Annotated in this window: 19 protein-coding genes and 1 other RNA gene; 5 read left to right on the top strand and 15 right to left on the bottom strand. The window is 44.1% G+C overall.

Annotated features, from left to right (window positions below; genetic code table 11):
* Positions 1–17: 17 nt before the first annotated feature.
* Positions 18–1166 (bottom strand): cysteine desulfurase family protein, encoded by a 1149-nt coding sequence (locus ABE021_RS02460; protein ID WP_430286583.1) that lies wholly within the window; start codon positions 1164–1166, stop codon positions 18–20.
* Positions 1167–1180: 14 nt separating this feature from the next.
* Positions 1181–1603: a cysteine metabolism transcriptional regulator CymR gene (cymR, locus tag ABE021_RS02455; RefSeq protein ID WP_191688058.1), complete on the bottom strand. Its 423-nt coding sequence runs from the start codon at positions 1601–1603 to the stop codon at positions 1181–1183.
* A 135-nt stretch (positions 1604–1738) separates the two neighbouring features.
* Between cymR and ABE021_RS02450 the strand changes: the two genes are divergently transcribed.
* Positions 1739–3028 (top strand): replication-associated recombination protein A, encoded by a 1290-nt coding sequence (locus ABE021_RS02450; RefSeq protein ID WP_430286582.1) that lies wholly within the window; start codon positions 1739–1741, stop codon positions 3026–3028.
* A gap of 29 nt (positions 3029–3057) precedes the next feature.
* On the top strand, positions 3058–3594 hold the full coding sequence (locus tag ABE021_RS02445; protein WP_430286581.1) for a transcription repressor NadR: 537 nt from the start codon (positions 3058–3060) through the stop codon (positions 3592–3594).
* An 18-nt stretch (positions 3595–3612) separates the two neighbouring features.
* Here ABE021_RS02445 and ABE021_RS02440 read toward each other — a convergent pair whose 3' ends face one another.
* On the bottom strand, positions 3613–3990 hold the full coding sequence (locus ABE021_RS02440; RefSeq protein ID WP_430286579.1) for an HD domain-containing protein: 378 nt from the start codon (positions 3988–3990) through the stop codon (positions 3613–3615).
* Positions 3929–4243, bottom strand: coding sequence for an HD domain-containing protein (locus tag ABE021_RS02435; RefSeq protein ID WP_430286578.1), 315 nt, complete (start codon positions 4241–4243; stop codon positions 3929–3931). Before ABE021_RS02435 ends, ABE021_RS02440 begins: the two co-directional genes overlap by 62 nt.
* A gap of 122 nt (positions 4244–4365) precedes the next feature.
* On the opposite strand from ABE021_RS02435, the gene ABE021_RS02430 reads away from it, so the two are divergent.
* Positions 4366–4578, top strand: coding sequence for a cold-shock protein (locus tag ABE021_RS02430; protein WP_430286577.1), 213 nt, complete (start codon positions 4366–4368; stop codon positions 4576–4578).
* 35 nt (positions 4579–4613) lie between these two features.
* On the opposite strand, the gene ABE021_RS02425 is transcribed toward ABE021_RS02430, so the two are convergent.
* Complete coding sequence (locus tag ABE021_RS02425; RefSeq protein WP_039041742.1) at positions 4614–4802, bottom strand: zinc-finger domain-containing protein; 189 nt, start codon at positions 4800–4802, stop codon at positions 4614–4616.
* A 195-nt stretch (positions 4803–4997) separates the two neighbouring features.
* On the opposite strand from ABE021_RS02425, the gene ABE021_RS02420 reads away from it, so the two are divergent.
* A complete protein-coding gene (locus ABE021_RS02420; RefSeq protein ID WP_430286576.1) occupies positions 4998–5387 on the top strand; it encodes a ribonuclease HI family protein in 390 nt (129 codons plus the stop codon).
* Between the two features lie 3 nt (positions 5388–5390).
* On the opposite strand, the gene ABE021_RS02415 is transcribed toward ABE021_RS02420, so the two are convergent.
* Genes ABE021_RS02415 through ABE021_RS02405 form a run of 3 tightly spaced genes read right to left on the bottom strand, consistent with a single transcriptional unit; the run spans position 5391 to position 10423 of the window.
* Complete coding sequence (locus ABE021_RS02415) at positions 5391–5984, bottom strand: metallophosphoesterase family protein (protein WP_430286575.1); 594 nt, start codon at positions 5982–5984, stop codon at positions 5391–5393.
* Positions 5981–6823 carry a sulfurtransferase gene (locus tag ABE021_RS02410; RefSeq protein WP_430286574.1) on the bottom strand — a complete coding sequence of 281 codons (843 nt, stop codon included), beginning with the start codon at positions 6821–6823 and terminating at the stop codon, positions 5981–5983. Before ABE021_RS02410 ends, ABE021_RS02415 begins: the two co-directional genes overlap by 4 nt.
* Complete coding sequence (locus tag ABE021_RS02405; protein ID WP_430286960.1) at positions 6824–10423, bottom strand: dynamin family protein; 3600 nt, start codon at positions 10421–10423, stop codon at positions 6824–6826. It lies immediately after the preceding gene.
* Between the two features lie 162 nt (positions 10424–10585).
* Here ABE021_RS02405 and ABE021_RS02400 point away from each other — a divergent pair, with 162 nt between their 5' ends.
* Positions 10586–11041, top strand: a complete 456-nt coding sequence (locus ABE021_RS02400; protein ID WP_430286573.1) for a chemotaxis protein CheX — start codon at positions 10586–10588, stop codon at positions 11039–11041.
* A gap of 89 nt (positions 11042–11130) precedes the next feature.
* Here the strand turns inward: ABE021_RS02400 and ABE021_RS02395 are convergent, their stop codons facing one another.
* The 7 genes from ABE021_RS02395 to ABE021_RS02365 all read right to left on the bottom strand — a co-directional run bounded on the left by ABE021_RS02395 (position 11131) and on the right by ABE021_RS02365 (position 19102).
* Positions 11131–13041 carry an ATP-dependent DNA helicase gene (locus ABE021_RS02395; RefSeq protein ID WP_430286572.1) on the bottom strand — a complete coding sequence of 637 codons (1911 nt, stop codon included), beginning with the start codon at positions 13039–13041 and terminating at the stop codon, positions 11131–11133.
* Positions 13042–13104: 63 nt separating this feature from the next.
* Positions 13105–14232, bottom strand: a complete 1128-nt coding sequence (locus tag ABE021_RS02390; protein WP_430286571.1) for a THUMP domain-containing class I SAM-dependent RNA methyltransferase — start codon at positions 14230–14232, stop codon at positions 13105–13107.
* 137 nt (positions 14233–14369) lie between these two features.
* Positions 14370–14754, bottom strand: an RNA gene (gene rnpB / locus ABE021_RS02385) — RNase P RNA component class B.
* Between the two features lie 63 nt (positions 14755–14817).
* Positions 14818–15114 (bottom strand): cell division regulator GpsB, encoded by a 297-nt coding sequence (gene gpsB, locus ABE021_RS02380; RefSeq protein WP_430286569.1) that lies wholly within the window; start codon positions 15112–15114, stop codon positions 14818–14820.
* An 86-nt stretch (positions 15115–15200) separates the two neighbouring features.
* On the bottom strand, positions 15201–16478 hold the full coding sequence (locus tag ABE021_RS02375) for a ribonuclease H-like domain-containing protein (RefSeq protein ID WP_430286568.1): 1278 nt from the start codon (positions 16476–16478) through the stop codon (positions 15201–15203).
* Positions 16468–18750, bottom strand: a complete 2283-nt coding sequence (locus ABE021_RS02370) for a DEAD/DEAH box helicase (protein WP_430286567.1) — start codon at positions 18748–18750, stop codon at positions 16468–16470. The genes ABE021_RS02375 and ABE021_RS02370 overlap by 11 nt, the downstream gene beginning before the upstream one ends.
* Positions 18740–19102 (bottom strand): YppE family protein, encoded by a 363-nt coding sequence (locus ABE021_RS02365; RefSeq protein ID WP_430286566.1) that lies wholly within the window; start codon positions 19100–19102, stop codon positions 18740–18742. Before ABE021_RS02365 ends, ABE021_RS02370 begins: the two co-directional genes overlap by 11 nt.
* Between the last annotated feature and the right edge of the window lie 17 nt (positions 19103–19119).

Raw genomic sequence — 19119 nt, 5'->3', positions numbered from 1 at the left:
TTCATTCCTTTTAGGTGTTATTTCGCAGTACGTTTGACTATAGCTGCAATCCGTTCTGCCGCTTGATGTACATTTTCTTCCGTTAAGCCATATCCGAAACTGATTCGGACAGAACTCCTGAGCCTTGGTGCTTTTTCACCGAACATGGCAAGCATGACGTGAGAAGGATCCAACGAACCCGCTGTACATGCAGATCCGCTTGAGACGGATACTCCATCCAGATCCAAATTGACAAGCAGTGATTCAATATCTGTTCCCGGGAAGTAAACATTGAAAATATGCGGGAGTACAGGAATCCCCTCTTCAACAGTCGGTTCGTATTCTACTCCAGACTGTTGGAACACTTCTCTCATGATCGTTTGAAACGAGGTATACCGTACAGCATTTTCAAGTTGTTCAGCAGCTGAAAGTTGAACCGCTGTTGCGAACGCAACAATTGCAGGAACGTTTTCAGTTCCTGCCCTCCGTTTCCGCTCCTGTGAACCACCATGCATGATTGGAAAAAGGTCAATCCCTTTACGTTGATAAAGGAATCCTACCCCTTTGGGTCCATTCACTTTATGGGAAGAAACCGAGAGCAAGTCGACATGTAATGCACTCACATCAATTGGAAGAACTCCATACGCTTGAACTGCGTCTGTATGGAAAAGCGTTTGATGGTCTTTTACCAGTCTGCCGATTTCTCCGATTGGTTGAATTGTTCCCACTTCGTTATTGCCATACATGATTGAAACAAGGATGGTATCCTCCCGAAGTGCTTCCGCTACTTGTTGGACAGTTACCAGTCCATTTCGATCCACCGGTAAATAGGTCACGTCAAAACCGTTTTTTTCAAGTGCTTCACACGTTGTCAATACTGCATGGTGTTCAACCGCTGTAGTGATAATATGTTTCCCAAGATGCTGTCTGCTCATCGCTGTTCCGGTAACCGCCAAGTTATCAGCTTCCGTCCCGCCTGACGTGAAAATGAGTTCACCCGGTTCTGCCTGAATTGAGCGAGCCAGCTGTTGCCGTGCGTTGTCTACATGTTTTCTTGCAGCTCTTCCATGGCTGTGGACACTGGATGGATTTCCAGGAACCATTTGCATCGTTTCCATATATACTTCTGCGACTTCAGGTCGTATAGGCGTTGTCGCTGCGTGATCTAAATAGATAGGTGTTTTCATACGGTTAAACTCCTTTAAATATAAAACATATAGCCATCAGATTGAGGTTGGTTCCGCTCGGATTGGATTAAGTCTTCTATTGTTGTTGTGTCGAGCACTTCCCGTACAGCTTCACTGATTTTCAGCCAAAGTGATTGCTGAGGGATATCGGTTTCTTCAAGCCCTTCTACAAGCTGGATAGGACCTTCCAGAAGGCGGATGACATCTCCTGCTGTCATTTCACATGGTTCTTTTGACAATTTGTACCCGCCGTATGCACCTCGTATACTCTTCACTAGTCCTCCGTTTCGAAGTAACGGAATAAGCTGTTCCAAATAGGCTTCTGACAGCGTCTGTTCTTCTGCGATTTTCCTTAATGGCACCGGACCTTCTCCGTACCGTTTGCCAAGTTCCACAATTATAGTTAATCCGTATCTTCCTTTTGTTGATATTCTCATAAGACATCGTCCTTTTTTTGAAATTGCTTCAGATAGTATATCATATTCGAACACCCGGCTTCCTTGAAATGACTTCATGCGACCGCACATGTATACTTATTACAACAGAACACTTTGAATGGAAGCAGGGATACCATGCATAACGAACCTCTAGCATTTAGAATGCGGCCGCATACGATTGACGAAATCGCTGGACAGCAGCACGTCATCGGCCAAGATACAGCGCTTTACCGGATGATAAAAAATGGCCACGTACCTTCGATGTTACTATACGGAGAGCCGGGTATTGGAAAAACTTCTCTTGCCTATGCGATTGCCGGATCTACAAATTTAACGTTCATACCATTAAATGCAACGACGTCGGGAAAAAAAGATATTGAACGCGTTGTGGACGAAGCACGGATTACAGGGAAAGTCATCCTGTTTTTAGATGAAATCCATCGTTTCAACAAACTTCAGCAAGACACCCTCTTGCCACATGTGGAAAACGGTTCTGTAGTGCTGATCGGCGCGACGACTGAAAATCCATTCCATGATGTCAATCCAGCCATCCGCTCCAGGTGCGGGGAAATCCTGCAGCTGAAACGGCTCGAAAAAGAAGATTTAATCGTCTTGCTAAAGAGAGCACTTGTCGATGAAACCCGCGGACTCGGAAAACAGCAAATTGAAATCTCGGATCACCAGGTCGGAGCAATTGCTGAAGGAGTCAACGGGGATGCCCGTAAAGCACTGACGTTACTAGAATCACTAGTTGCTGCATCTGATGAGGATGATGGTAAAATCATAATCGAAGATTGGCTGATTAAGAACTTGGTAGGCCGAATCGGAGTATTTGGTGATAAAAACGGTTCCCATCATTATAATCTACTTTCCGCCCTGCAAAAATCGGTCAGAGGGAGCGACACGGATGCTGCGCTTTATTACTTAGCACACTTACTCGAAGTTGGAGATCTGGTCGCTGTCAATCGCAGACTGCTTGTGATGGCATACGAAGATGTTGGCCTTGCTGCACCAGAAGTCGGCCAGCATGTAGCTGCTGCAACGGAGGCTGCCATTCGGTTAGGATTGCCTGAAGCACGGATCCCATTGGCAAATGCTGTCATCGAAATGTGCCTTGCCTCAAAATCCAACTCTGCTTACAAAGCACTTGATGCTGCAATCGCAGCGATTCACCAAGGTAAAACCGGAGACATCCCCATGCATTTACGGGATACCCATTATGCCGGTGCTGAAAAGTTAGGTCACGGCGGTTACATTTACCCCCATGACCATCCAATCGGTTCTTTCGGTGGCTGGGTAAACCAATCCTATCTACCCGACTCCATTAAGAACCTACAATTTTACTCGCCAGTCTTAGCTGGTGAAGAGAAAAAAACTGCAGCGATCTATGAACGGTTAAAAGAGTTCAGGAAGAAGAAGAAGTGAACGACAGATAAAAAGGAGATGACAATTCCATGTCTACAAACCGGTCAGCAAGCGAAACCCGCAGAGCACAAATTCTGGAGTTGCTAAAACAAGCAGATACGCCTATGACAGGAAAAGAAATCGGCGAGCGTACAGGTGTCAGCAGACAAATAGTGGTTGGCGATATTAATTTGTTGAAAGCGGTGGAGGAGCCGATCGTTGCTACCAGCAGAGGATACTTGTATATGCACGAATATGTTGGGGATGGACAAATCGAAAGAATTGCGGTTTGCCAACATACTGCAGACCAAACTGAAGAAGAATTGACGATTTTTGTGGATCACGGTGTAACTGTGAAAGACGTCCGGGTCGAACATCCTGTATATGGAGACTTGACTGCCTCCATCATGGTAACGAATCGCATGGAAGTAAAAGAATTCCTCGAAAAGATAACTGCAGCCAATGCTGTCTACCTATCCGCTCTATCGGAAGACCATACACACTTACATACCGTTACGGCAGATAATGTAAAACAGCTCGATCAAGCGTTTGAAGCATTACGTAAAGCAGGCATACTCGTTGAGTGATGCCTGCTTTTTTAGTTTTCAGTCAGGCGCCAGAGATTGCCCTGTTTCAATCTCCATTTGCCGCACAAACTGTTTCATGAATTGATGACGATCTTCGGCGAGTTTCTTTCCCTTTTCTGTTATCATTAGATCCTTCAATAAAAATAATTTTTCATGGAAGTGAGTAAGGGAAGCCGTTTTTTTCGACCGGTAGTCATGTTCTGACATCCCCGAGCGTATACTTTCAGTTCGATCATATAATTTACGGCCTTTCGCACCGCCATAAGCGAAAGTACGCGCAATCCCAATAGCTCCTATCGCATCCAACCGATCCGCATCACGGACGACAGCACCTTCAGAAGAACCAATTTCTTTTGAATTTCCTCCGCTGAACGATACCGATTCTATTGCTGCCAAAACGAGGTACGCCTAATCCCTTTAAAATTGCGGTTGCTGAAGTGTCGGTGACTTCAGCATACTTTGGATCATCCACATCATGAAGATAGACAGCCAATTCCACCACAGTCCGATTCAAACCGTCCATCCCTTCCATAATTTCATGCGCATTTTGCAAAACACGCAGAATATGGTCGAAATCATGACTAGCATCAAATTTCCCGTATATTTCTCTCGTAACTATCGCACACTGTTCACTATATGTCATTTTCATAATCACTCCTTTTGTAGTTTTCAAAAATCTGATAGTGCGTTTGACCTTCATAAATGGTTGGGTTATAGTAAACTTAACCATGGTTCAAGTGGGAAGACATCCAACGCCGAGGAGGAATAATTATGTACCACGGTAAAGTCAAATGGTTCAGTAATGAAAAAGGATATGGTTTCATTGAAGCGGATGACGGACAAGATGTTTTCGTCCATTTCACAGGCATCACAGCAGAAGGTTTCAAGACGCTGGATGAGGGACAGCAAGTCTCTTTTGAAATAATAGAAGGTAATCGTGGTCCTCAAGCGGCAAATGTGTCTACATCCGATCACTCGTCATAAAATGTAAAGATCCCTCTGATTCAATCAGTGGGATCTTATTTCATTAATTTATTCATTTCAGACCCAAGAAAGCGAAGTTGGTCACCCACTGTGCATTCACGTATACAAAACTTGTGTGCTTCTGTTTTGCCGCGCTCTTGTGTCAAATGCTTTTTCACTAGACAGCCTTCACAATACATATCGAGTAGTTCATCGATTTCAGAAATGACAGTAGTTTTTTTCATAAGTCCCTCCCCTCAAACCTTATGTTTTCTATGTTGAAATTAATTTATCCGATCAGTTTCGGATGTTTCCACCGCAGATTGACTCTTATGGTTCCAAGCATCCAATGTGCCTGAGCTCTGGTGATTCCCAACTTCAACTTATATAAGTGTAAGTTTTCTGGCGCGAGGATGCAACTATACGGGAGGCCTATTGACATGATTGAATTATATACGGATGGTGCAAGCGCAGGTAATCCTGGGAAAAGTGGGATCGGTATTTACATTACGGGAGAAGGGCACTCCCTTAAAATTTCTGAATCGATTCCGCCTTGCGATAATCATTCAGCCGAATTTTTAGCCCTTATAAGAGGCCTTGAAGAAGCTGCACAGTTAACCTCCGGAATCGTTTCTGTCCGTAGCGATTCACAACTCGTAGTGCAGGCGGTAGAAAAAGAATTCGTCAAAAACGATCTATACAAGCCTCATTTAAAAAAAGTACTCGAGCTCACAAGGAACTTCGAATACTTCTTTATCAAGTGGATTGCAGACGATACCAATCGGGCAGCGGATGCACTCGCTCGCCAAGCGATCCATAAGCAGCAATAATCTCTATTCAGGCTGTACTTTCATAAATGTCATTGTCCGCTCACTGTCATCATATAACACCCACTCTTTGTTATCGACAACTGAACCTACGTTTACTGTTACAGACGTATTCGGAAGTTCAATTGGCTCGAAAAATTGAAACCTTTGCTTTTCCCCTTCTACGGACCAAGATGATTTGTGAGTATGACCGTGTACTACTAAGGGTTCGCCCCCTGTTATCCGTTCCGGCGGGAGCTCATTATATGGCCATTGATGGCCGTGAATGAGCAATGCATCTCCGATTCGCATCCGTTCCGGTAATTGAATGATTTGTTGCAATAACGGCTCCGTTGACCGTGAAATGAGTTGAATTCTCTCTTCCTGATTACCTCTTATAGAAGGAAAGTCAAGAAGTTGTTCAAAACCAGCTGGATTGAGCAAGACCTCGCTTAGAAGCGGATAGGTCGTGCCATCCAGTTTTTTCTTTCCGATTGTACATTCAAACAAATCGCCTACTCCGACTATTTCCGCATCTGGTGCAACTGTTTCAATTTGTTCCAGCACCATTTTCAATTCATTTAAAGAAGAATGGATATCACTAATAAACGCTACTTTCACAACAAATCATCCTTTTTATAAGTACCTGTTTCAATGGGCAACTCCCCGCCTGAAATCCAATCACTATAGCTGCCTGCATACAGTTTGACATTCGAATACCCTTTTTCAGTGAGCATCGCGAAGAGTGGAGCTGCTGTTACACCGCTCCCGCAATAGACTGTGATCGGTTGTTCGGGATCAGCCATCTTTTCCAAGCGGCTTACTCCCTCTCCCGAAGTTTCAAAACGGCCATTTTCAGCAAGCTGTGCCCAGTCGAAATTTTGCGCATAAGGAATGTGACCCGCTATCGCATCAAGAGGCTCATGCTCTCCCCGGTAGCGAGCTGCTGCCCTTGCATCTAATAGGAGATCCTTTTTTGCTTCAATCAGATCCTTCACATCTTCTTTTGACGCCAATATGGAATCATTCCACTCAGGCTTTATTGATGAACGCTCTGGATGTACAGCATTCGAATCTGTTGGAAAGCCAAGCTTAACAAGCTCTTCATACCCGTCCAAGGATATGGATACATTTTTAAATCCGCCGAAATTCAATATCCACCATGCACGAGCTGCGAAAGGTTCCCCCCCATTATCATAAATGATGATTTCATCATCCAATTCAAGACCGCTTTTCCGGTATAAATCAGTTAACGCTTCAAGATCAGGCAGTGGATGCCTTCCACCGCTTTTTTGCATATCTGACAAATCTTTTTCAAGGTCCCAATGGACAGCATTGACGATATGACCTTCACTATAGAGCTGCACACCCGCTTCCGGCTCCATTAATGAAAACCGGGCGTCAATCCATTTAAGCTGTGGGTTGCTATTTTGCGCCGACATAGATTTGAAAACGTTCACTTATACCAGCTCCTTCTGTCGGATTTTTTCATAGATCATCCGCCACTCTGACAGCTTCTCATGACTATCCAGCAGACTTCGTTCCGCATCCAATTGAGCTAATGTTTCCTGTAATAAGTGTTCTGTCAACGCTGCTGCAGAATCGTCTATCCATCGGGTCGTCCATTCCCCAAGCCGTTGCTGTTCTTGCTCTAAATAAGTGGCAGCATCTTTCTTCAGCAATTCAGTAAGCTGCTCCTGAAGTGTGTTCCGATCCCCTTTTTCAAAGAAAGATTTCGCATTTTTGAAGTGTCGATTCACCCCACTGTATCGTTCCATCTGTTGGAATGGCGCAGCAAATTTCAGCATCTCTGCATCCATTGATTCAAACGGAGAAGGCGACAGTGCGCTGTCCATTTCAGCTAGCCAACGATGTTCAGTCCGCTGCCGTGCATCCACTTGTTTCTTCATGAACGTCAGCATTCGTAAATTGGTCACTTTCAGTTCTTGGGCAAAATCGAAGCCAGTCATCTCTATTGTTTCTTCTAGAGCAAGACGTAGTGCTTCCGAAGCCTGATGACGTACAAATAACGACGGGGTATAGCCTTCTTTGAAGAAATCCGGGAATCTAAGGAAAACGCGTTGCTGGATATAGAAAATCAGTTCTTTCAACTCTTCACGAACAGTTTTTTTCAGAACTGGTGCGAAACTCTCGCTATAATGTTCTCTGACACGCTGCTCAAAGGAAGCAAGTTCCTCTAATCTTTCGGCTTTCCTCTCACGATTTTTCTCAGTCCGTTCAATGAGGTCAGCTAGACGCTCTATCGTTTTCGCAGTCTCTTCATCCAATGCTTGAACGGCTAATGAATTGAGATCATGTTCTAAAAACGAATAAAAACGCGTTTCAAAGTCATTCATCTTCGGTTCTGTTTCACTTTTCCGCTTCGCTTCCAGTGCTTGCAAGCTGGAAATTCCATGTACGCGGGGATTCCGGATCCCGAATTTCACAAGTTCCTCTGCTACAAATCCTTTGACTTCCTGCGCTTCCTCTTCGTTCGCAGCCAAGTCGATTGCGTTAACGACAAAGAACATCTTGTCCATTTCGAACGCATCTTTCACACGCCCAAGCTGGATTAGAAACTCTCGATCCGCACGTGAAAATGCATGATTATAATACGTGATAAACAAAATAGCATCCGCATTTTTAATGTACTCAAATGCCACGTCGGTGTGCCGTGCATTTATCGAATCAGCGCCTGGAGTATCCACCAAGGTAATCCCTTGGCGCGTCAGCTCACAATCGTAATACAAGTCGATTGACTCCACAAAACAACTGCGCTCTTCCTCGGCTACAAATCGGACGAATTCCTCTCGCTCAGCAGTCAGAACGGTGCCAAGCAGATTTCGATACGTTGGATAGCCTGCTTGAAATGCACGTATGAATGACTTATGGATATGAAGTGACTCTTCAACCAGGTCAAGTTTCAGCGCTTCTTCTGAACGCGCAAACGCTTCTTCAAGTGATGAAATGGTTAGACCAAGCATCGCGAATGCATCGACTGTATCTTGTGTCAACTGCTCAGGTGCTTTAAAGTGAATATCCGCTGTACCATCCACATGTTTGTCGGAAGTCGGTCGGATCCGGTTGATGGCTGCAGTTGTCGGATTCGGGGAAACCGGCAATACCGCTTCGCCGAGCAACGCATTTGAGAAAGATGACTTTCCTGCACTGAAAGCTCCAAACAATGCCACTGTAAACTCTTGCTGTTCGAGTCTTTTCGACTTGGACTGCAAGTATACAGAAAGGTCTTTGAAACCCGGTATTTGAATAACTTCGTCAGCCACATGCTGCGCACGCTTGACGACAAGTTCAAGATCCCCTTTGTACAGTTCCTCCCTTTGGTCATAGACAGTTTGATCATGCTCAGTGTACTCCCGGTTCACTTCAGTCTCTTGCTGTTGGACATCAAGGATTTCCGGCTCGGATTGAGCTTTCCATTCCTCTTTCAATTTTTCCAAAGAGGCAAGTTCCTCTTTCGACCAATCATGCTTCTGACCGGATTCGAATAACTGGAGGTTTGCTGTTCGTGCTTGGACGAGACGGATTGCATCCAGTTTCATTTCTGCATCGTCTAGTTGCACTTGAAGTTTTGCAGAAGTATGCTCCCCTTCACGTTTCGCTATTTCCGAAAGGTGGATTTTCCACTCATCTGTTTTCCGCTTGTACAGGTTCAGCACCGCTTCACGCATTTGACTTGAGGCATTCAAGATCAGCTCACCAGTCAGAATGTCAGGTGTTGTTATCTTACCAGCGATCTCGTTGAATCTGAATGCCAAGTCCATTTCATCGATTTGCAATGATCGTTCATCTGTTAACAAACCTGCTTGTTTCAGTACGTTTTTCATAAGTGAACGAAGGTGGATTTCGATTTGAGTATGGGCTAATTTTTCTAACGACTCACTAAGGGTTTGAAGTCTTCGTTCCCGTTCTTCTTCAGTTTTCTTGGAACTGAAGAATAGACCCACTTTAAAATGACTCGTTTGCGACTCTAAATACTCTTTTAACAGCTCACGTATTTCATAAGGCGTCAGCGAAGCACTCTGTAAAAGTCCCTTTCGCTCTTTCTCGAAATGGAGATGGAATGCATCGCCATGTGTTAAGGACAGACGCATTCGAAGTTCTTCCGTCTCTTGTTCAAACTCTTCTGGATTCGCCCATTGATCCTCTGTTATCTCCTGGCGGGTATCCCTCGACTGTTTAATCTCTTCTTTTAAATAATCGATATGCTCTTCAGTCAACTGGGCAAGAGCATTTTCTGCATTCCTATCAAAATGCTCATCACGGTGCTCCATGGAACCATTGACAATTTCTTTCACCGCGTCAAAGTCATTACCTTCTATATCCCGCTGTTTGAGAGAAGTGAAAAAGATCCCTTTCGGCTCAACGCCCCATAGAGAAAAGGAATGTCTGACAGATTCCTTGAATTCATCGAAAGACAGCTCATTGGATCGATGTTTGTCAATCTGGTTGACAATCAAATAGACATTAGGATTATAACGCATCAGTTCTTTTGTGAACCGGAAATTCAATTCAGACTGCACGTGATTATAATCCATTGTATAGAACACCACATCGGCTAAATGCAGAGCGGATTCTGTAGAGAGCCTATGCGCATCATCTGTGGAATCGACACCAGGTGTATCCATCACCGAAATACCTGCTGGGAGATTGGAAGCGGTGTGGCCGATTTCCAACGAAGCAATGGATGCCCCTTCCTTACTCATCTTTTTTACAGCTTGGGAGAATCCTTCACCGATAACTTTTACTGAAGTTCCATCCTGCCGATGCACGATTGCATAGTCTTCGACATCCTTATGTATTTTCACGATATTTGCACTTGTTGGTATAGGACTCGATGGCAGCAGATCCTCTCCTGTGAGGGCATTGATCATCGAGGATTTACCTGCTGAAAAATGGCCGGCAAATGCAATGGTATAGTCATTCTTTACGAGTTTCTTCGCAAGCATTGCCGCCTTTTGATAGCGTTCCTGATCGCCGTCTTCTTTACAAAGCAACCCAAGAATTGCGGTTTTGTCTAAAAGTTCCATATGTTGAGTCATAAACACTTCGATCCCTTCTGCTAGAGCTTTGTCTATCATACCATTATATCTCGTTCACTCTCTATTCATATATTCTGCGTTTCAAATTATTGAAATACTCTATACAACTAATTATGCAGGTGGTATCATTGAACTATTATTAGCCGACAAAGAGGTGTCTAAATGACTGATGCAAAAACGATACAACACATATTAAATAGTACTATACAATCTCTAACCACTGTTATCCCAATTGAATTTGATGTTCTTCCACCATCACTCATCACCCAGCCCTATGAACAAAAAGAACTAAGCGTACTTATTGCATTGCTTGGAGATGTACGCGGAAGACTTATCATCGATACAAATGAACCAACAATTTCATACATTGGTGAGGCAATGTTCGGAATGACCATAGAAGGTGAAATGATTGAATCGTTCGCCGGGGAACTCGGTAATATGGTTGCAGGAAATTTGTGCACCTTACTTGAAAAAGATGCATTCACCTTGGATATTTCACCCCCGACAGTATTAACCGGTGAAACGAAGTTCTATGGCTTCCAACAAGCATTTAAATTACCGCTAAGTTTCAACAATGCCCCTCGTTCTAATGTGTTGTTAACAATCGATGATGCTTAAGCGAGTGTATACAGAAACAATGCCGGATGATCATTCAAAAAGCAGCAAGGCATATGCCCTGCTGCTTTTTGTATTACTCTATATGTTTGTCATGTTAATTTCACTTTCGGGGCAACAGGAAAAATCGAATCAAATGTAGGTACTAATTTAGATTCTTCAGGGTTCAACAAAATATGGATGGAACCTGAATCTGTTGCAGTCCGTATTAGCCGGCCAACGCCTTGACGTAAACGGAGTAACATATACGGTAAATCCACTTCCTCGAATGGTGATGCTGCATGACTGCGCTTCGCATTGAATAACGGATCTGAAGGCGGTAGCGGCAAATCATAAATGACTACTCTTGTTAACGCATCATGTGGAATATCCAAGCCTTCCCATAGATGATACGAGCAAAATGCAGACCACTGTTTCGCTTGAAATTCTTTCACTATGGATGAAAGTTCACGATCTCCTTCAAACGCAGTAAAAGGAAGTTGTCCTTCAGGCAATTGTGCCCGGAAACTCTCCATGGACTGTTTGGACTTGAATAGCACCAATGTCTGTTCTCCATCATTCAATAACTCAACAAGCCGGCCCATTTTTCCATCTTCAGGTAAAGACTCAATTGTCAGATCCATGACTTCCTCATAATCATAAGGCGATTCAATGGAGAAGGAAATCGAGTGTTCTATCCCTAAGTTATTCGCTAAAAACGAGAAATCATTCTGCACGGACAATGTAGCAGATGAGAAAATAATCGGTAGTTTTTCTGAAAACAATCGTTCCTGTAACACGTCAGTCACAAGTCTCGGCATAATAACGAGAGTCAGTTCCCCTTCCCGATCTTCCGCCCAATCGACAGCTTCTGCATTGTCAGAAAACAACTCTAACGAGAAAATATATTGTTCGAGGTATTCCTCTACCATTCTTAAGTCATACTCCGGTATCACATAGAGCTCGCTATCAAAGACAAATTCTTCAAGTAATGCGTTGGAAAGACGCACTGCATTACGGGCTGTGCTCACAAGTTCGACAGTCTTTTGAATCGCTAGACGTTCCTCTCCATCTTCTTGTGCACATTCAGAAAGGTAGTCGAAGAACAACTCATGGCACTCCATCAGTTGTTCCATCAACTGAAGCGTCTGCTCCCGAACCCCGTCCGTCATGACACGCTCAAGTAATCCAAGTAACGTGCTATCTTGTACTTCATATGTTAGAGCTCGTTGTGCGGCATATTCAAGTAAGTGGCCTTCATCGAAAACAGCCATTGAAACTTCGGGTAATAAAGGAAGCTGCCCCTGTCGTTTCCTAGACTCTTTCGTCCAAAGGTGCTCCATGAAGAAATCATGTGAACAGATGATCAGGTCCGAGGCTTGGCGATACTCACTGCGGTGGATTGTTTGCCCACATCGGTTCCGCAAGTCACAGCCGCCACATTGCTGGATTGGATGGTAATTAATCGTCTCCCATTCCCCGTCGCTCAGGTCAGGATAGGAAGAGCGCTCTCCATAAGAATATACTTCAGACAATGAAGCGGGTCCATAGACGAAATCAGGAAGGCTGTCTTCTACATTCTCAGCATATTCTTCACCTGTTCGGTTCATTTCTTCCAAGCGCTTCAGACAGAGGTATTGGTTACGTGATTTGGCGAGACGGACATCAATGGTGAGTTCCAGCGCTTCACCAAGTTTACGGATATCGCCTTCTTCTTTAACAAGTTGGTCAATCAATGTTTCGTCAGCACAAGAGATTAACGCTGGTTTTCCTGTGTAACGAGCATATGCAATGGCTGGAAGCAGATAAGCGATCGTCTTTCCTGTTCCAACCCCAGCCTCGGCGAATAGGACTTCTTTTTCTCGAAGGGCTTGCTCGATTTGGAAAGACATATAAATCTGTTCATCCCTGCAGTCAAATCCTTTTTCAGTGAGTTCATCATATAATGTATCCCCGATCCACTCATTCAGTGATTCGTAGAATGTTTTCTCTCGAGTAAGTGCAAATGGTAGCTTTCCAGTCATAGTGAACCCCTTTCTATTACATAAGAAAAGAGAGGAAAATCCTCTCTTTTCAATCTATTGAGCTTAGCTGCGTCTGCCCCAGAACTGGTATAAGTCTGTGCGGATGAAGCCATTGAATAGTTTGCGTTTTTTAGTGGCTCTTTTACCATACATCGTCTCGTAATTTTCAAGTGAAGAGAGCATGTAAACGGACCAAGAAGGATAGGATTTCATAACAGACCCGAGTGTAGCAGTGATGTCTTCAGCTTCTTCTAATTCACCTAGACGTTCACCATATGGTGGGTTTCCGACTAGAACGCCGTTATCCCCTTCAAGCGAAAGATCCGCCACGTTGCATACATTCCAGTTGATGATATCTAAGAATCCTGCTTCGGCAGCATTTTTTTCCGCGATCTTGATCATCGCTGGATCCCAGTCAGAACCCGTGATCATCAGTTTGCGATCATAGTCCGCAACGTCTTCCACCTCTTCACGAACTCGATCCCAAACGGATTCTGCCATCCATGGCCACTGTTCGCTTAAAAATTCCCGATTATAGCCTGGCGCCAAGTTTTGTCCCAGCATCGCAGCTTCAATTGGAATTGTACCCGACCCACAGAACGGATCAACAAATGGACGATCTGGGTTCCACTTCGTCAATTTAACGAGGGCAGCAGCTAACGTCTCTTTTAACGGAGCATCACCTTGTCCAATACGATAGCCACGTTTGTGCAGACCCGCGCCGCTCGAATCGATTGTTAGTGTCACCTTATCTTTTAAAATTGATACTTCCAATTTGAATAACGGACCGGTTTCATCTAAAAAACCTACGCGTCCATGAACAGTTTTGAGTTTTTCTGCAATTGCCTTTTTCACGATCGCTTGACAATCAGGTACACTGTACAGAATCGACTTGACGGATTTCCCTGCAACCGGGAATGCCGCATCGACTGGAAGGAATTCGTCCCATGGCAATTCCTTTGTCTTTTCAAATAGTTCATCAAAAGTAGTCGCTTTGAATTCTCCTACGATGATCCGTACGCGATCCGCAATCCGCAGCCACATATTCGCTTTTGCAATTGCATGAGCATCGCCGGAAAAATACACTTTTCCATTCTCAGTCCTTGTTTCATATCCTAATGCTTTCACTTCTTCTGCAACCAGTCCCTCAAGACCCATTGCTGCAGTTGCTACTAATTTGTATTCTTTCATGAACTGTAACACTTCCTCTCCACTTTTGAATCACTTTATGTACGTGCTATATATGGACAAACCAGTTTTCTAACGCAGAAATGCTCTCCATAAATACAGGAGAGCACGAATGTATACATGTAAGTACCATCAGGAAATTCGTAAGCCATGTTTTGTTCCCTTGTACTCAAACGGTTTACACCTCGTACTCAGGGTGGTAATCATCTATCTACAGACGATTGTCTGTCCCTTCCTCCGTTCATTTCCTTCGGAAGAGCGCCCCTACCATAATTTGGGTTTCTCACTCGCGGGGTTTACCTCGTTCCACCTGTACCGTTTCCGATACAGCTCCGTCACTGTGGCACTTTTCAGGAAACGTCTTCCATATCCTGTAAAGGACTTAGGAATTATTTCCGCCGTCAGCTGAGTAAACAGCGCCCCGGCTTATTTTTTGGCCGGGCACGAACACTACGGACATCTCAGTACCGTGTGAGCATGGACTTTCCTCTCCAGTGTCTAGCACTGCAGCAATTACCTGAATTTCCGTCATGGCTTGCTTAGTATACAGTAAAACCCCACTTACCGCAAGGGTAAGTGGGGCTCATCTTATTCGTTTCCTGAAAGTTTGCTTCCAAAAACAGCTTTTTCCAAATTAGAAATACGTTTTAACAAGTCGAAGTTCGTTGTGCCAGGAGCACTCGATGCCGGACGCTTCTGTACAGTGGATAATTCGTTTTGAAGTTCTGCATTTTCGCGTTCTAGTTCAGCGATCCGCTTTTTAAAGCTTTCATAATCATGGATCACACTATCTAAAAACAAATCGACTTCTTCCTGGTTATAACCGCGCATACCTGTTTTAAACTCTTTTTCTAGAATCGTTTTTGAATCCAATTTAATCTCCATTCAACAACGTCCTTCCGTCAGTGGTAACTAATCTAAGTATAGCATATCATGTCCAATCCTGTCTGCTTGCGTCAAGATTAGAAGTGTTATTTTGTCGAGTCCTGCGCTTGCCCGGGAAATAATTTTCTCTTCAGTCTCATTTCCCGTTTCGTGAATTCCTTGGTCATTCGCACAGAAAAAGGACTGTTCAAAGAGCCATCACGTGATAACAAACCTTTGGCTACACCGCAAAGTTGCAATGCTTTAGTGCAGTCTTTGTTTTTGTGCTCATAAATTTTCGCCATTTCCTCAAGTGCAATAATCCGTTCCCGCCCGATGGATTTCGTCATACAGACACCGAACGCTTCCAATGATTCTCTATATTTCCCGTTCCTTTTTAATAGGAAACCAAAATGGAAGTGAGTAGTCGGATGCTGTGTCCCATATTCCTCGATTACCTGCTCTAGTACTGTCGCAGCTCGACTGTGGGACTTCAGATCAGCATACCATTTTCCGATATTCGTTTGACTGATCGCTGTCCCTGCTGACTCCTCTTGTAACAGAAGATCAGTTGAGCGAATATACAGCGTAACAAGTGATAAAATATCGTGCTCATTGTGCTGCAAAATCTTCATCAGCATTTCTGCACGTCCATTTTTCACAGCGTCTTGATAGATGATCGGCGCCATGTGACCTGGCATATCATCCTCCCGCACAAAACCAAGCTGTTCCTCTTCAACTGCCGGTAACTTGAATGAATCCATCTCATGCTTCCATATGCGTCTGGAGCCATGCAGCAAGTCGATCTGATCGTGCTTCGGTAATGGAGGCAATAAGTTCCGGTTCATTGTCCATCGGGTATCCAATTGGGGCATATCGAAACTCTTTCCATTATACATGACCAATGTAACCGGCTTTTCCCATAACCCCGTTGCATATAGGAACGCAGCTTCGTGCGCAGGACCAGGAAGGACATATTGCGTCAATCTGAAGCCATTCTCCCGTTGTTCGATTAAACCGATCAAAAAAATAAGTGTGCCCGTCCCTTTCAATCCTGTTGTTTCCGTATCGAAAAAAAGAAGTTTTTTCTCTGGATCAGGTGCTAACGGATGTCTTTCTCCTGAGCTCATCCATTTTTGCAGCGTGGCAGTCAACTCATTCAATTGATACTTTCCATGTGTATAGGATTCATCGTAATCCACGACTTTCTTATAGACTGTCCCGTAAAGATTGATCTCTTTTATAAGGCCCTCCGCCAGCCACTGTGATTCATAACTGGGAGGTGACGCTTGAACGATCTTTTTGGATTCCTTTTGAGTTGAAATGTCCGTTTCCGGTTTTTTCAACATGCTTTTCATCTTCATCAAATTTTGTTCATAGGACATGCGTTTCACCGCCTGCCAAACTCTTTAAAAGCTCTTCAGCCCCAAGCTTCAGATTCATATCCGATTCCGGCGGACCTGTACAAATTGGACAGCCCGCCTCACATTCACAGGAACTTACGTGTGACACAGCTTGACGAAGCAATGCATTCCATTGGCCGTACATCTTTTCACTCAATCCGATTCCTCCCGGATAACTATCGTAGATGAAAAAAGTCGGCTTTCCAGTATGAACGGCTTTCACTTGCGGCACGACATGAATATCCGTCCTGTCACATTGAACAAATAACGGAATGAAAGATTGCATCGCATGTGCTGCACCCGTCATCGCATCAGTCAAAGTAGCTTCTGTCCATCCTTCAGGTACATCGAATGCCAGCCACGTGGAAGCCGTGTGGAGCTCTTCAGCAGGTAGATGAATAGGTCCGGAACCGATATTGTCGTGGGAATCGAACCGGATCTTTTTGAAGATTGTTGGGATGGCCAGTACTGCTAAATCGCCAAATGCCACTTTACCGGTATTATGTTCCTGCATTTTATCTTCACTGATCACTTTCAGTTCAACAGCTAGATTGGCATCCGTGAAATAATCGACATCTACTTCCGTCACATAAGCTTTCTTTTCTTCCCAATCCAACATTTCCACTTGGTATTGTGTGCCTTGGTGTAAATAGATCGCTTCTTCATGTAGCAGAGTCATCGCACTGAATCGATCCATTTCCCCAATGACCGTCGTTTCTTTCGGACGGGTCTTATCAATAATCACTACATTCTCTTGGGAAGCTGAACGTAAACTAACTTCACTTGCAGGAAAACGCTCTGTCATCCAATGCCAGTGGTCCCCTGCCAAAACGAGAACTCCTTCAGCCGCTAAAAATTCCAGCAGTTGCTGGACATCGAACTCTGCATACAAGTCATTCTCAGAAAAAGGAAGTTCAAATGATGCGCATCTAAGATGGTCCATGAGAATGATAATATTGTCAGGGTGAATATTCGCTTCTTCCGGAGAGCCGCCTAATAAATAATCAGGATGCTCAATGATATATTGGTCCAACGCCATGGACTGCGCTACATAGATGATTAAGGCGTCGTCTTGCCGTCTTCCTGCCCTGCCTGCTTGTTGAAGTGCACTTGCGATATTACCCGGATAACCCGTCATAACACATGCTTGGAGTTGACCGATATCGATTCCGAGTTCCAGTGCATTTGTACTGACTACTGTTTTAATCGACCCATTCCGAAGTCCTTTTTCAATTTTACGGCGCTCTGAAGGAAGATAACCCCCTCGGTATCCCATGATCGTCTCATCCATCAATTTCTTTTTTGTGAGCTCTTTCATATACGTCACAAGCATTTCCACCCGCACTCTGCTTTTAGCAAAAATGATGGTTTGAACCCCTTCCCTGTAAAGACGGGAAGCAATATCCCGAACTTCCAAAACGGCACTTCTGCGAATTCCGAACGTTTCATGGACAACGGGTGGATTGTAAAACAAAAAATGCTTCCTGCCAGCAGGCGCTCCGTTATCAGCAATGAGCTCCATTGAAGAATTCGTCAAGTTTTCTGCCAGCTGCTGAGGATTAGCAATGGTTGCCGAAGTACAGATGAATACTGGATCGCTTCCATAATATGCACATATTCGTTTTAAGCGTCTTAACACATGGGCAACATGTGTACCAAACACTCCCTTATACGTATGCAATTCATCAATCACGATATACTTCAAGTTCTCAAAAAGTGATACCCATTTTGTATGATGAGGCAAGATTCCGGAATGGAGCATATCCGGATTTGTTAACACGACATGCCCTGATTTACGAACTTTTGTTCTGAGACCGGGTGCTGTATCCCCGTCATACGTATAACTCAGGATTGTCTCTCCACTAGCTTCAATAAGTTCATGTAAATCAGCTAACTGATCTTGTGCAAGTGCTTTTGTTGGAAATAGATATAATGCTCGGGATGCATCGTTCTCCAATATGCTCTGAAGGACAGGCAAGTGATAACAAAGCGATTTACCTGAGGCAGTAGGAGTGACTGCAGTGTATGACTTTTTTTGCTGGGCAAAGTCAAATGCTTTCCGCTGATGGCTGTATAACTTCTGGATTCCCTTATATGAAAGAGCTTTCTTTAATGAAGGATGCAATTTTTCAGGAAAAGGGGCATAGATGGCCTCCTTTCCTTCCGTCACTTTGTAATGCTTCACATTTTTCGCGAATTCCGGATCTTGTTTCAGCTCGTCAATAAATGATTGGAGATTTTTGCTAGTTACCATCCCCGCCCTCCTCTTTCTCTTTTTCCAACGCGATCCGTACAGTGTTCAGTGTATAATTTGCGGATTGTATCGATTGGACAAAACGTTTCTTCCCCGTTTTTTGATAAAAGGATTGAACAGTGAACTGCTTCATCAGGTCATTCAACGTTGAAATTTGAATAGGTCTGACGTATTTTGGGCGGCTAGTACGGATCCACTGTTGAACGAGTTCGTCCCATTCATCTATCATCTGATGCGTATAATCGGCATATGGTTTTACTTCTTTATAAAAGTCGGGATCGCGATTTTCCTTGCGCATGTCGCTATGCCGAACTGAACATTCGTCGCATATTTCAAGTAATTTTTCTGTCAACTGCTTTAACCTCATAC

Origin of the sequence: Sporosarcina gallistercoris (genome assembly GCF_050459885.1) — a bacterium.
In the GTDB taxonomy this organism is placed as follows: domain Bacteria; phylum Bacillota; class Bacilli; order Bacillales_A; family Planococcaceae; genus Sporosarcina; species Sporosarcina gallistercoris_A.
Note: the sequence above shows the minus strand (reverse complement) of the source record. Positions and strands in the feature narration are given on the sequence as shown.